The 13,871-nt window shown below is 68.9% G+C and carries 11 protein-coding genes, 1 tRNA gene and 1 pseudogene; 8 read left to right on the top strand and 5 right to left on the bottom strand.

Annotated features, from left to right (window positions below):
- Positions 1–11: 11 nt before the first annotated feature.
- Positions 12–695 (bottom strand): nucleotide exchange factor GrpE, encoded by a 684-nt coding sequence (gene grpE, locus ACWGH1_RS02515; protein WP_453354750.1) that lies wholly within the window; start codon positions 693–695, stop codon positions 12–14.
- Entirely contained in the window at positions 695–2,539 is a 1,845-nt protein-coding gene (gene dnaK, locus ACWGH1_RS02510; RefSeq protein WP_453354751.1) for a molecular chaperone DnaK, read from the bottom strand. The genes grpE and dnaK overlap by 1 nt, the downstream gene beginning before the upstream one ends.
- Before the next feature lie 208 nt (positions 2,540–2,747).
- Between dnaK and ACWGH1_RS02505 the strand changes: the two genes are divergently transcribed.
- The 3 genes and pseudogenes from ACWGH1_RS02505 to ACWGH1_RS02495 all read left to right on the top strand — a co-directional run bounded on the left by ACWGH1_RS02505 (position 2,748) and on the right by ACWGH1_RS02495 (position 7,400).
- Positions 2,748–3,320 (top strand): sugar transferase, encoded by a 573-nt coding sequence (locus tag ACWGH1_RS02505; protein WP_453354752.1) that lies wholly within the window; start codon positions 2,748–2,750, stop codon positions 3,318–3,320.
- 110 nt (positions 3,321–3,430) lie between these two features.
- Positions 3,431–5,638, top strand: a pseudogene (locus ACWGH1_RS02500) ((Fe-S)-binding protein); the annotation flags it as partial.
- A gap of 823 nt (positions 5,639–6,461) precedes the next feature.
- Positions 6,462–7,400: a Yip1 family protein gene (locus ACWGH1_RS02495; protein ID WP_453356847.1), complete on the top strand. Its 939-nt coding sequence runs from the start codon at positions 6,462–6,464 to the stop codon at positions 7,398–7,400.
- A gap of 82 nt (positions 7,401–7,482) precedes the next feature.
- On the opposite strand, the gene ACWGH1_RS02490 is transcribed toward ACWGH1_RS02495, so the two are convergent.
- Together ACWGH1_RS02490 and dcd are read right to left on the bottom strand one after the other, a co-directional pair.
- A complete protein-coding gene (locus tag ACWGH1_RS02490) occupies positions 7,483–7,980 on the bottom strand; it encodes a phosphoribosyltransferase (protein ID WP_453356848.1) in 498 nt (165 codons plus the stop codon).
- Positions 7,977–8,564 carry a dCTP deaminase gene (dcd, locus tag ACWGH1_RS02485; protein ID WP_136210083.1) on the bottom strand — a complete coding sequence of 196 codons (588 nt, stop codon included), beginning with the start codon at positions 8,562–8,564 and terminating at the stop codon, positions 7,977–7,979. The genes ACWGH1_RS02490 and dcd overlap by 4 nt, the downstream gene beginning before the upstream one ends.
- Before the next feature lie 468 nt (positions 8,565–9,032).
- Between dcd and ACWGH1_RS02480 the strand changes: the two genes are divergently transcribed.
- From ACWGH1_RS02480 to ACWGH1_RS02460, 5 genes are all read left to right on the top strand, one after another.
- Positions 9,033–9,103: transfer RNA gene (locus tag ACWGH1_RS02480), tRNA-Gly, on the top strand.
- A gap of 556 nt (positions 9,104–9,659) precedes the next feature.
- A complete protein-coding gene (locus ACWGH1_RS02475; RefSeq protein ID WP_361312641.1) occupies positions 9,660–9,863 on the top strand; it encodes a cold-shock protein in 204 nt (67 codons plus the stop codon).
- Between the two features lie 307 nt (positions 9,864–10,170).
- Positions 10,171–11,685 (top strand): DEAD/DEAH box helicase, encoded by a 1,515-nt coding sequence (locus ACWGH1_RS02470; RefSeq protein ID WP_453357251.1) that lies wholly within the window; start codon positions 10,171–10,173, stop codon positions 11,683–11,685.
- 46 nt (positions 11,686–11,731) lie between these two features.
- Positions 11,732–12,136, top strand: coding sequence for a CBS domain-containing protein (locus tag ACWGH1_RS02465; RefSeq protein WP_453357250.1), 405 nt, complete (start codon positions 11,732–11,734; stop codon positions 12,134–12,136).
- A 51-nt stretch (positions 12,137–12,187) separates the two neighbouring features.
- The gene (locus ACWGH1_RS02460) at positions 12,188–12,499 is read left to right on the top strand and encodes an SCO5918 family protein (RefSeq protein ID WP_453357249.1); all 312 of its coding nucleotides are present in this window, start codon (positions 12,188–12,190) and stop codon (positions 12,497–12,499) included.
- A 107-nt stretch (positions 12,500–12,606) separates the two neighbouring features.
- On the opposite strand, the gene ACWGH1_RS02455 is transcribed toward ACWGH1_RS02460, so the two are convergent.
- On the bottom strand, positions 12,607–12,966 hold the full coding sequence (locus ACWGH1_RS02455) for a hypothetical protein (protein ID WP_453357728.1): 360 nt from the start codon (positions 12,964–12,966) through the stop codon (positions 12,607–12,609).
- Positions 12,967–13,871: the final 905 nt, after the last annotated feature.

Below are 13,871 nucleotides of genomic sequence, written 5' to 3'. Positions count from 1 at the left end.
CATGTTCGACGTCAGCCCTCGTCCGGGGCATCCGTGTCCTTGTCAGACGGCGTATCGCCGTCCGCGGACTCGGACTTCGCGGCGGGAGCCGCGCCCGGCTGGGGCTCGGCCACCGCGACCCGGGCGGGACGGATGGTGCGCTCGCCGATCCGGTAGCCCGGCTGCAGGATCGCCACGCAGGTCGTCTCGGTGACGTCCGGCGCGTACGAGTGCATCAGGGCCTCGTGGACCGTCGGGTCGAAGGGCTCGCCCTCCTTGCCGAACTGCTGCAGCCCCATCTTGGCGGCGGCGGTCTCCAGCGATTCGGCCACCGACTTGAAGCCGCCGACCAGCTCGCCATGCTCCCGCGCCCGGCCGATGTCGTCCAGGGTCGGGAGCAGTTCCGTCAGGAGGGACGCGACCGCGATCTCCTTGACGGCGATCCGGTCCCGCTCCACCCGCCGGCGGTAGTTCTGGTACTCCGCCTGGAGCCGCTGGAGGTCCGCGGTGCGCTCGCCGAGCGCGGTGCGGGCCTGGTCCAGCTGCGCCACGAGGGCCGTCTCCTTGCCGAGGGCCTCGGCTGCTGCGTCCCCGGTCCGGGCCGCCTCGTCCTCCTTGGAGGAGTCGGCGGCCTTCGGCTCGGCTGCCGCGTCGTCCGCGCCGGCGCCGGTGGGGACATCAGGCTTCTCGTCGAAACCCGGGGTCTCCTCCGACATCAGGCAGCGCCGCCCTTCGGCTTCTCGTCGTCCACGATCTCGGCGTCGACCACGTCGTCGTCGGCCTTGGCCTGGCCGGCGTCGCCCGCGCCACCGGCGGCCTGGGCCGCCTGCGCGTCGGCGTAGATCGCCTGGCCGAGCTTCTGGCTGACCGCCGCGACCTTCTCCGTGGCGGTACGGATCTCGGTGGTGTCCTCGCCCTTGAGCTTCTCCTTCAGCTCGGCGACGGCCGCCTCGACCTCGGTCTTGACGTCACCAGGGACCTTGTCCTCGTTGTCCTTGACGAACTTCTCCGTCTGGTACACGAGCTGCTCGGCCTGGTTGCGGGTCTCCGCGGCCTCCTTGCGGCGCAGGTCCTCGTCCGCGTACTGCTCCGCCTCCTGGCGCATGCGGTCGACCTCGTCCTTGCCGAGCGAAGAGCCGCCGGTGACGGTCATCTTCTGCTCCTTGCCCGTGCCGAGGTCCTTGGCCGTGACGTGCATGATGCCGTTGGCGTCGATGTCGAAGGAGACCTCGATCTGCGGGACCCCGCGCGGGGCCGGCGGCAGACCGGTCAGCTCGAACATGCCGAGCTTCTTGTTGTACGCCGCGATCTCGCGCTCGCCCTGGTAGACCTGGATCTGCACCGACGGCTGGTTGTCCTCGGCCGTCGTGAAGATCTCCGACCGCTTGGTCGGGATGGTCGTGTTGCGCTCGATCAGCTTGGTCATGATGCCGCCCTTGGTCTCGATGCCGAGGGACAGCGGGGTCACGTCGAGCAGCAGGACGTCCTTGACCTCACCCTTGAGCACACCGGCCTGGAGGGTGGCGCCGATGGCGACGACCTCGTCCGGGTTGACGCCCTTGTTGGCGTCCTGACCGCCGGTGAGCTCCTTGACGAGCTCGGCGACGGCCGGCATGCGGGTGGAGCCGCCGACCAGGACCACGTGGTCGATCTCGGACAGCTGGATGCCGGCGTCCTTGATGACGTTGTGGAACGGGGTCTTGCAGCGGTCGAGCAGGTCCGCGGTCAGCTGCTGGAACTGGGCGCGGGTGAGCTTCTCGTCCAGGTGCAGCGGGCCCTCGGCGGAAGCCGTGATGTAGGGCAGGTTGATCGAGGTCTCCGTGGAGGAGGACAGCTCGATCTTCGCCTTCTCGGCGGCCTCGCGCAGCCGCTGGAGCGCCATCTTGTCCTTGGACAGGTCGACGCCGTGGCCGTTGGCGAACTGCTTCACGAGGTAGTCGACGACGCGCTGGTCCCAGTCGTCGCCACCGAGGTGGTTGTCGCCGTTGGTGGCCTTCACCTCGACGACGCCGTCGCCGATCTCCAGCAGGGACACGTCGAACGTGCCGCCACCGAGGTCGAAGACGAGGATGGTCTGGTCGTCCTTGTCGAGGCCGTAGGCCAGGGCGGCGGCCGTCGGCTCGTTGACGATGCGCAGGACGTTCAGGCCCGCGATCTCGCCGGCCTCCTTCGTCGCCTGACGCTCGGAGTCGTTGAAGTAGGCCGGAACGGTGATGACCGCGTCCGTGACCTTCTCACCCAGGTACGCCTCGGCGTCGCGCTTCAGCTTCTGCAGGATGAAGGCGCTCATCTGCTGCGGGTTGAAGTCCTTGCCGTCCAGGTTGATCTTCCAGTCAGTGCCCATGTGGCGCTTGACCGAGCGGATCGTACGGTCCACGTTCGTGACCGCCTGGCGCTTGGCGACCTCGCCGACGAGGACCTCGCCGTTCTTGGCGAAGGCGACGACGGACGGCGTGGTCCTGGCGCCCTCGGCGTTGGTGATGACGGTGGGCTCGCCGCCTTCCAGAACGCTGACGACGGAGTTAGTGGTGCCCAGGTCGATGCCGACCGCACGTGCCATTTTGATTCCTCCAGCTGACTTGAGTGGAACAGACTCAAGGATGCAGGAACCCTCCGCCTGCGTCAACAGAGGTGAGCCGAGTCGACTCAACTCTTACGCCACCCTTACGCTCAACCAGCGCCTTCCAGCCCTGCCCTGCGGGGCCGAGCGGGCGACGCCCGCCGCGCGCCGACCCGGGCCCGGCGCGGCCGTACGGCACGGTGCCTGCATGCCGCTGCCGCCCCTCACGCTCCCCGCGATCCGGCGCCCCGCCTGGACGCCCCCGCGGCCGGACCTGTCGGCGAAGCGGGTGCTCGACCTCCTCGGGGCGCTGCTGCTGGCCGTCGCGTTCGCCGTCCCGCTGCTCGCGGCCGGCGCACTGCTGTACGCGGCCGGGGCCGGGCGGCGCGGGACGCCGGGCGCGCGTGTCCTCGTACGGGAGCCGGCGGCCGGGGCGGGCGGGCGCACGTTCCGGACCTGGCGGCTGCGCACGGAGGGCGCGGGCCGGGCGGGCGGGCTCGTCGAACGGTGCGCCCTGGACGCGATGCCGCAGCTGCTCAATGTGCTGCGCGGCGAGATGTCACTGGTCGGCCCGCGGCCCGAGGCGTGCGCGGACAGGGCCGATAGGCTGCTCGTACGGCCCGGTATGACCGGATTGTGGCAAGTGAGCGCCCGCTCCGACCTGCCCTGGGAAGAGATGGCCCTGCTGGACCGGCACTATGTGGAGAGTCACTGGCTGGGGATGGATCTGGCGATCCTCGCGCAGACCCCCCGGGCCGCCTACCGACAGAGGCATGCCTGAGCGACACAGATCACCGCACGCCCACCTACATTGCGGCGCGGGAACTGGGTAACCTCAAGCCTTGACTCAATAAGTTACCGCTTAGTAAGTCCCGCCCGAGGAGCCCTCCCATGCAACTCGCCGCGATCATCGTGTCGCTGGTCCTGACCGTGGTCGGCGTCGCGCTGCTCGCCCGAGCCGTGGCGCAGATCTACCGGTTCGTGAAACTCGGTCAACCCGTGCCGGCGGGCAGCCGCACGGACCGTCCGAAGGAACGAACGCTCACCCTGGTCAGGGAGTTCCTCGGCCACAGCCGGATGAACCGCTGGGGCATCGTCGGCTTCGCGCACTGGTTCGTCGCCATCGGCTTCCTGACGCTGCCGCCGACGCTGCTGCAGGCGTACGGCCAGCTCTTCCGGGCCGACTGGACGCTCCCGGTCGTCGGCGACTTCCTGCCCTTCGAGCTCTACATCGAGTTCATCGGCGTCATGACGATCCTCGGCATCGTCGTCCTGATGGCGATCCGGCTGCTCTCGCTGCCCTCGCGGGCCGGCCGCAAGTCGCGCTTCGCCGGCTCCAAGGCCTGGCAGGCGTACTTCGTCGAGTACGTGATCCTCACCATCGGCCTCGCGATCCTCACCCTGCGCGGCCTCGAAGGCGCGACCCACCACGTGGACTCGTACGAGCCGGCGTACTTCGCCTCGTACCCGCTGGTGCTGGCCTTCAAGGGCCTCTCGCTCGGGGCCCTCCAGAACGCCATCTACTTCACCGCGATGGTCAAGATCGGCGTCTCGCTGATCTGGATGATCGTGGTCTCGCTCAACACCAACATGGGTGTCGCCTGGCACCGCTTCCTCGGCTTCCCGAACATCTGGTTCAAGCGCAACGCGGACGGCTCCACCGCCCTGGGCGCGCTCCAGCCGATGACCAGCGGCGGCAAGGAGATCGACTTCGAGGAGCCGGGCGAGGACGACGTCTTCGGCGTCTCCCAGGTCGAGCAGTTCTCCTGGAAGGGCATCCTCGACTTCTCCACCTGCACCGAGTGCGGCCGCTGCCAGTCGCAGTGCCCCGCCTGGAACACGGGCAAGCCGCTCTCCCCGAAGCTCCTGATCATGTCGCTGCGCGACCACGCGCACGCCAAGGCGCCGTACCTGCTCGCGGGCGGCGGCAAGGACATGGAGGGCAACGAGAAGGCGACCGCCGAGCAGCTGAAGGACGTTCCCGCCGCCGCCCTGGCCGAGGCGGAGCGCCCGCTGATCGGCACGGTCGAGGAGAACGGTGTCATCGACCCCGACGTGCTGTGGTCCTGCACCACCTGCGGCGCGTGCGTCGAGCAGTGCCCGGTCGACATCGAGCACATCGACCACATCGTCGACATGCGGCGCTACCAGGTGATGATCGAGAGCGCGTTCCCGTCGGAGGCGGGCACGATGCTCAAGAACCTGGAGAAGAAAGGCAACCCCTGGGGCCTGGCCAAGAAGCAGCGGGTGGAGTGGACCAAGGAGGTCGACTTCGAGGTCCCGATCGTCGGCAAGGACGCGGAGGACCTCTCCGAGTTCGACTACCTCTACTGGGTCGGCTGCGCCGGCGCGCTGGAGGACCGGGCGAAGAAGACCACGAAGGCCTTCGCGGAGCTGCTGAACATCGCGGGCGTCAAGTTCGCGATCATGGGCGGGGACGAGAAGTGCACCGGTGACTCACCGCGCCGCCTGGGCAACGAGCCACTGTTCCAGCAGCTGGCGCAGGAGAACGTGGCCATGCTGAACATGGCCTTCGGTGAGGACGACGAGGACCCCGCGACGCGCAAGCCGAAGTCGGCGAAGCGGATCGTCTCGACCTGCCCGCACTGCTTCAACACCATCGCGAACGAGTACCCGCAGCTGGGCGGCGAGTACGAGGTCATCCACCACACGCAGCTGCTCCAGCACCTGATCGACGAGGGCCGGCTGACGCCGGTGACGCCGGTCGACGGGCTGATCACGTACCACGACCCCTGCTACCTGGGCCGGCACAACAAGGTCTACACGCCGCCGCGCGAGATCATGTCGGCGGTGCCGGGGCTGCGGCAGCAGGAGATGCACCGCCACAAGGAGCGGGGCTTCTGCTGCGGCGCGGGCGGCGCGCGGATGTGGATGGAGGAGCGGATCGGCAAGCGCATCAACAACGAGCGCGTGGACGAGGCCCTGTCCCTGAACCCGGACATCGTGTCGACGGCGTGCCCGTTCTGCCTGGTGATGCTGACCGACTCGGTGAACGGCAAGAAGAACGAGGGCCAGGCCAAGGAGTCCATCCAGGTGGTGGACGTGGCGCAGCTGCTGCTGGAGTCGGTGAAGACCCCGGGCCCGGACGCGGAGGCGCTGGCGCTGGCCGAGGCGGAGGCCGCGGCGGCCGCGGAGGCTGCGGCGGCCAAGGCGAAGGCCGAAGCCAAGGCAAAGGCCGAGGCCGAAGCCAAGGCAAAGGCCGAGGCCAAGGCAGAGGCCGAGGCGGAAGCCGCCACCAAGGCGGAGGCCGCTGCCAAGGCGGAGGCCGCTGCCAAGGCGGAGGCCGCCACCAAGGCGGAGGCCGCTGCCAAGGCGGAGGCCGCCACCAAGGCGGAGGCCGGGCCGGAGGCCGAGGCCACCGCGGCCGACGCGGAGCCGGAATCCCAGGCCCCCGAGGCCGAGGCGCCCGCGCCGAAGGCCGACACCGAGCCGAAGGCCGAGGAGTCCGAGCCGAAGGCCGACATCGAGCCGAAGGCCGAGGAGCCCGCGCCGAAGGCCGAGGCAGAGCCGGAAGCCACCGCGGCCAAGGCCGAGCCGAAGGCAGAGGCCACCGCGGCCAAGGCCGAGCCGAAGGCAGAGGCCACCGCGGCCAAGGCCGAGCCGAAGGCAGAGGCCACCGCGGCCGACGCGGAGCCGGAGTCCCAGGCTCCCGAGGCCGGGGCGAAGGCTGACGCGCCCGAGGGCGCCAAGTAGGCCCACCACGCCGCACGTCCACGCCGCGGCAACGGCATCGGAACGGCCGGTCCCCGACCAGGGGGCCGGCCGTTCCGGCTTCCCGCCCCACCGGCCGTGACGAACACCCCCGGGAGTTCCCCTAGGGGATGTCACAGCTCAGCCGCAAAGGACGCCGGTTCCGGCCGCCCGCCCACCCGCGCCCTCCGGACCAGGTACTTTCGATCACGTGGCTGGATTCAGGATCGGACGCGGCCGGGACAACAACCGCACCCCGCAACAACCCCCGCAACCCCCGCGGCAGCAGCCGTACGGTCAGCAGCAGGCGCCAGGCGCGCCGCAGGCGCCGTACGGCCGTCAGCCCTACCCTCCCGCCGGTCCCCCTCCCCAGCAGCAGTGGCCCCAGCAGGCCACCGGCGGCGCCCGGGACCACGGCGAGCCCGAGTACTTCGACCCCTACGGTCAACCGCACCCCCAGGCGTACCAGCAGCCCGCGCACGAGGCCTCGTACGCCGACAACCCCGGCTACACGCAGGCCTTCTCCATCGGCGAGGACCCGTACGGCCAGGCCGCGCCCTACCAGGGCGCGACGTACCACGCCGGTTCGGCGCCGGCCGCCCCGGCCGGTCCGCGGCTGCCCTGGAAGGAGCTGCTGCGCGGCATCGTGATGCGGCCGGGCCCGACGTTCTTCCGGATGCGCGACTACCCCGTCTGGGGTCCGGCGCTGATCGTGACCTTCCTCTACGGCATGCTCGCGGTCTTCGGCTTCGACAAGGCCCGTGAGGACGCCATCAAGGCCACCCTCGCCCAGGCCGTCCCCATCGTCCTCAGCACCGGCGTCGCCTTCGTCATCTGCGGCCTCATCCTGGGCGGCGTCACCCACACCCTGGCCCGCCAGCTGGGCGGCGACGGTGCGTGGCAGCCGACCGTCGGCCTGTCGATGCTGGTCATGTCGATCACCGACGCGCCGCGCCTGCTGTTCGCGGTCTTCCTCGGCGGCGACAACATGGTCGTCCAGGTCCTGGGCTGGGCCACCTGGCTGGCGGCCGGCGCGCTCTTCACCTCACTGGTGAGCAAGTCGCACGACCTGCCCTGGCCGAAGGCGCTCGGCGCGTCCGCGATCCAGCTGATCGCGCTGCTGTCGATCATCAAGCTCGGCACGATCTGAGCGCTGCGGCCGCACACGAAGGGGACCGGCCCACGGATGTGGCGCCGGTCCCTTCGCTATGCCCCTCGTACGTCCCTCGCCGTCAGGCGTCGAGGACCTGGCCCTCGCGCTTGACGACGGGCGGCTCGACCGACCACGGGAAGTTGATCCACTCGTCGGTCTTCTTCCACACGTACTCGCACTTCACGAGCGAGTGCGACTTCTCGTAGATGACGGCCGACCGGACCTCCGCCACCGTGCCCAGGCAGAAGTCGTGCACCAGCTTGAGCGTCTTGCCGGTGTCGGCGACGTCGTCGGCGATCAGCACCTTCTTGTCGGTGAAGTCGATGGCCTCGGGCACCGGCGCCAGCATGACCGGCATCTCCAGCGTGGTGCCCACTCCCGTATAAAATTCAACATTCACGAGGTGAATGTTTTTGCAGTCGAGCGCGTACGCCAGGCCGCCCGCCACGAACACGCCGCCGCGGGCGATGCTCAGGATGATGTCGGGCTCGTAGCCGTCGTCGGCGATGGTCTGCGCCAGCTCGCGCACGGCGCGCCCGAACCCGTCGTAGGTCAGGTTCTCGCGTACGTCGCTCATGCCTCGTGCCTCACCTGGGTGCGGTGGAAGTTCTGGAAGGATCGCGACGCCGTCGGGCCGCGCTGGCCCTGGTAGCGCGACCCGTACCGCTCGCTGCCGTACGGGAACTCCGCGGGCGAGCTGAGCCGGAACAGGCAGAGCTGGCCGATCTTCATGCCCGGCCAGAGCTTGATCGGCAGCGTGGCCAGGTTCGACAGCTCCAAGGTCACGTGGCCCGAGAAGCCCGGGTCGATGAAGCCGGCGGTCGAATGCGTGACCAGCCCCAGGCGGCCCAGGCTGGACTTCCCCTCCAACCTGGAGGCGATGTCCTCGGGCAGCGAGATGACCTCGTAGGTCGAGGCGAGGACGAATTCGCCCGGGTGCAGGATGAACGCCTCGTCCCCCTCCGGCTCGACCATCCGGGTCAGGTCCGGCTGCTCGGTGGCGGGGTCGATGTGGGCGTACCGGTGGTTCTCGAAGACCCGGAAGAACCGGTCGAGACGCACATCGATGCTGGAGGGCTGCACCATCGACTCGTCGAACGGGTCGATGCGAACCCGTCCGCTGTCGATCTCGGCCCGGATGTCTTTGTCAGAGAGAAGCACGTGCCGAGGATACGCAGAGCGCGCGGGCCACCCCCAATCGAGAGCGGCGCCCGCGCGCCCTGATCACTACGCCCCGACGGCTACCGCTTCGCGCCGCCCACGGGCACGGCGTGCCTCAGCCGCGCGCACCGCGGACACCGCAGCAACCGCCCCGGTCCGATCCGGGCGGCACCGAGCTGCCGCAACGGGAACGAAGCGGTGCTGAAAACGTGCCCTTCGGCACAACGGACGACGGTGTGCTCCATCGAGTCCCTTTCCCCAACGAGCCGTACTGCGACGAATCGCCACATTAGGGGATGACTCAGACCCGCTCCAGCCGCCGCTCCGAACCTTAAGCCACGCCCCAACTCCCGCCCCCACGACCCCTCCTGCACGCCCGGAACGACAACGACCCCGCGGCGGATTCACCGGGGGTCGATCATGAGGTAGAGTGGGCGAAGCTGAGGATCCAGACAACTGGAAACCTATGCGGATGTAGTTTAATGGTAGAACATGAGCTTCCCAAGCTTATAGCGCGGGTTCGATTCCCGTCATCCGCTCTTGCAAGAAGGCCCAGGTCACCGACCTGGGCCTTCTTCATTGTCTAGACCTCTCAGCCCTCGCCGTGCCCTCCGCGTGCCCCAACTCGCAGCAAGGGCCTGCCCAGCGTCTGGGCCGGCCGCGCAGTGCGGACACACGACGGTTTCGAACTTCAACTCGGTCATCACCTGCGCTCCCCTTCCCCGCCCGCAGGGCTCACATTCCGCCTGACGGCGCACGTCGCAGCTCGTGAACGCCCTTGCTGCCGAAACGCTGCAGTCGGGGTGAATCAGTATCTGTGCCCGCGGTCTGAGAGTTCATCGGGCCCCACCGGGAGAGTTTTTGCCGCGCCGCATAAGGCGGAGATATTTAACGCACACAAGCCACTGAGGCGTGCTACTGTCGATCTCGGTTGCAGTTTTGGTACCCAAAAAAACTTCAAGCGTCTCCAGTCGGCCTCCGCGCCGCATTCGAGCGCTTTATATTTCCGGGCTATTTTCCGGGCGGGGCATCATCGCGGCGACACGGCATCCGCATGGTGCGGATGCCGGTGTACTGCCCCAAAGGAGATATGACATGGCTGCTGGCACCGTGAAGTGGTTCAACGCGGCAAAGGGTTTCGGCTTCATCGAGCAGGACGGAGGCGGCGCTGACGTGTTCGCCCACTTCTCGAACATTGCCGCCCAGGGCTTCCGCGAGCTGCTGGAGGGCCAGAAGGTCACCTTCGACATCGCGCAGGGCCAGAAGGGCCCGACGGCCGAGAACATCGTTCCCGCCTGACGCTGACGCGCATTTCGTAGCTGGGGCCCGCATCCCTCGGGGTGCGGGCCCCAGCTGCAAGCATTTCCCGCAGTGGAGTCACCTGCGGGACGTACCGTTCAGGGTCGCAGGCTCCTCAGAGCTGCACCCACGTTGGTTCTCTGGATTGCGTCCGCAGGACGCCAACCCATTTCAGCGACTGCGCCCGTGCAGATTTCCTCAGGCCAGAATCGCTTTCGCATTCCATTCGGCCCGTTCTTGTGATTCCCTGCGCCGCGTTTTCGCTGCGGGAATTCCTTGATACGTGCCGTATCAAGGAAGGTTCTGAATGAACCCCACACGTACGAACGGCCGTTCCTCCCGCACCCGCAGCCGCACCAGTGGCCCCGCTTTCGGCACTGACGCTGGTTCGGGTCGGGGAAGCCGCTTCGGCTCGTCCACCCCGAGCCGTTCCGGAGGCCCGAACCGCTCGGGCGGCTTCGGCCGCCGACCCGCGACGGTCCAGGGCGAGTTCGCCCTGCCGAAGACCATCACTCCCGCGCTGCCCGCCGTCGAAGCCTTCGCCGATCTCGACATGCCGGCCGAGCTGCTGGCCGCCCTCGGCGCGCAGGGCGTGACCGTGCCCTTCCCGATCCAGGGCGCCACCTTGCCCAACACCCTCGCGGGCCGTGACGTCCTGGGACGGGGGCGCACCGGCTCCGGCAAGACCCTGGCCTTCGGCCTCGCGCTGCTGGCCCGCACCGCCGGTCAGCGCGCCGAGCCCCGCCAGCCCCTCGCCCTGATCCTGGTCCCGACGCGTGAGCTGGCGCAGCAGGTGACCGACGCCCTCACCCCGTACGCCCGCGCCGTGAAGCTGCGCCTGACCACGGTCGTCGGCGGCATGTCGATCGGCAAGCAGGCCGGAGCGCTGCGCGGAGGCGCGGAGGTCGTCGTGGCCACGCCCGGCCGGTTGAAGGACCTCATCGACCGGGGCGACTGCCGGCTGAACCACATCGCGATCACCGTCCTCGACGAAGCCGACCAGATGGCCGACATGGGCTTCATGCCCCAGGTCACCGCCCTCCTGGACCAGGTGCGCCCCGAAGGCCAGCGGATGCTGTTCTCCGCCACCCTGGACCGCAACGTCGACCTGCTGGTGCGCCGCTACCTGACCGACCCGGTCGTGCACTCGGTGGACCCCTCGGCCGGTGCGGTGACGACCATGGAGCACCACATCCTGCACGTCCACGGCGCCGACAAGCAGCGGATGACGACGGAGATCGCGGCGCGCGAGGGCCGGGTGATGATGTTCCTGGACACCAAGCACGCCGTGGACCGCCTCACCCAGGGCCTCCTCGACAGCGGCGTCCGTGCCGCCGCCCTCCACGGAGGTAAGTCCCAGCCCCAGCGCACCCGCACCCTGGCCCAGTTCAAGACGGGACACGTCACCGTCCTGGTCGCCACCAACGTCGCCGCCCGCGGCATCCACGTCGACAACCTCGACCTCGTCGTCAACGTGGACCCGCCCACCGACCACAAGGACTACCTCCACCGCGGCGGCCGCACCGCCCGCGCCGGCGAGTCCGGCACCGTCGTCACCCTGGTCACCCCCAATCAGCGCCGCGAGATGGCCCGCTTGATGCAGGCCGCGGGCATCACCCCGCAGACCACCCAGGTCCGCTCCGGCGAGGAAGCACTGAACCGGATCACCGGAGCCCAGGCCCCTTCCGGCATCCCCGTCACCATCACGGCGCCGGTGTCCGAGCGGCCCAAGCGCGGCACAGCCTCCCGCGGTCGACGCAGCCCCGCTTCGGCTGCCCGGCGCGTCAGCGTGCGGCAGTCCGCCTTCGATGCGGCGGCCTGACAACCACGTGATCAGAAGACTGACCCATCTCTCCAGGAGGCACGTTTTGACGCTGGTCCAGATGCAGCCCCGCCCGGTGATTTCCAACCCTGTGGCCCAGACCGTGGGCAACGCCATGGAGGCGGCCGGGCCACAGGTCTGTGACGACATGACGGTCGAGGTGGCCTTGTCCGTCATGGCCAGTGCCCGCGCCGGACATCTGCTCGTCTGCGACGAGGACGGCCTGTGCACGGGACTGGTCACCCAGGCCCGGCTCGCCACCGTCCGCGACAGTGACGCGTACACGGACCGGGTCAGGCTGCGTGACGTTCTCGGCGACCGCGGGCCGGTCACCTCGCCCATGACCACGATGGCCGAGGCCGAGCACGCGATGCGCTACCGCCGGCTCGACGCCCTGCCCGTCGTCGATGAGCAAGGCAGCGCTCTGGGCGTCCTCGCCCTTGCCCGCTGAACGACCTCACCGCGCGGTCGGACCATTCACCTCTTCTCCCTGTGAGGCATCATGCGCTGCGTCATCGCCCGCTTCCCGTTCGACCTGACCAAGAGCGGCGTCCTGGAATCGATGAAGGGCATCAAGCCCGAGCAGGCCGTCGGCGAGTCCGTGATCATCGGGCGCCGTACCTACCCCGTCAAGCAGGTCGGCCAGGTCATCACCCGCCAGGACCGCCGTGACTTCAGCGCCGGTGAAGTCCTCCGGGCCATGACCCAGCTCGGGTTCACCTGCCGCGGGCTTCCCCAGGCCGCAGCCCCCACTCGCGTCCTCAGCCCGCTCCAGAAGGCAGCCGCAATGCTCGGGCACCCCGTTACCGTCTGACCGACGGGACCGGCGCGAGCCGACACGGACTTGGCGACGAGGGCCCGACCGGCACGTGCCGGTCGGGCCCTCCTGCGTACCGACGGCTTTCTCTACGCGGCGCAGGGTCAGTGGTCGGAGTAGCTGAAGTCGCCCACGGTCCAGGCACTGACATCCGCGATCGAGACTCGATACATCCCGCCCGTCTCCGGGATCCCCACCGTGCCCTGCAGGATCCGGGCCACATGGAAGTGCAGATGGGTTGGCGGCCCGTCCCGGCGGGTCGTGGCGGTGAAGACGGCGGAGAACTCGGCCAGGCGGGCCGAGTCCGTCAGGACCTCCGACACCCGCTGCCTCCAGACGGCTTCGGGGGCCAGCCGACCGGTGATGACAGCACCGCTGGTGACCACGGTCAGGGACATCTGATTGCTCTGCCCGGACTCCACCAGGGTGGCGACTTCAACGAGCAGCTGGTCAGGCTTCGACATGAGAGCCGATTCTATTCACCGGCCTGTCCGCCCGCTCCAGCGGTAGCGCCACCAGGCGAGAAGGGCACTCATCCGTCTTCCCGCCGGTGGCCCGACGGGTGACCGCGGTCGCTCGGGCGAGCCTGCTGACCAGGGGCCGGCCGAAGCCCCGGTGCCGCCGTCGACGTCAGGGGGCGCATGCGCGGCGCGTGCGGGCCGGGGCCTGGACGGCCACCTCAATGCCCTCCTCGGCGCGCCGGAAAATCTATCTCGGCTGGAGTAGACATTGGGCTGCGGCGTGGTTATGGTTTCTCTCGTAGCCCAGAGGGACAGCAGGGCCCGGCAGAGACGAACTGCCGGGCGGCAGTACCCGCAGTACAAGCAGGATCCGCAGTTGCAGTTCGCAGGACGGTGCGGTGGTGGAGTTCCGAAGCCAGAGCGGTTGCAGGACGGCGACGGGACTGACCACCGGACCGGGTGGCCCGCAGTGATCAGGGGCCGCCACAAGCAGTACCGCAGTTACCGCAGTGGCAGTACTCGCAGTAAGTGCAGTTGGCAGTACCAGCAGTGAAGTCAGTGAGCAGCACCTCGGTGAAGGCGTCGGCTGCGGGCGCGCGTACCGGGAAGTTCGGCAGTGGGGTTCTAAGCCAGAGCAGATGCAGGATGGGCGACGGGGCTGGCTGCCGAAGAGTGGCGCTGGGCGAGGCCACCAGAAGTACAAGCGGTTCGCAGTATGAGCAGTAACCGGTTCCCGTTTGGTAAGTGATTGATCCAGAGGGACGAACGGAGGACGCAGAGCACCATCAGGATCGCCCGGGCGGAAGTCTGAGCCCGGGTACCGCAGGACATCGATAGTGAGGTGGTCTCCGGTCAAGCAACTGCGATCCCCGCACTCCCGGCAGCATCTTGGCCGGGTCGGCGGAAAC

It is taken from the genome of Streptomyces sp. NPDC054883, from assembly GCF_053610645.1.
The sequence above is the reverse complement of the archived record's forward strand: the minus strand, read 5'-3'. Positions and strand labels throughout refer to the sequence as shown.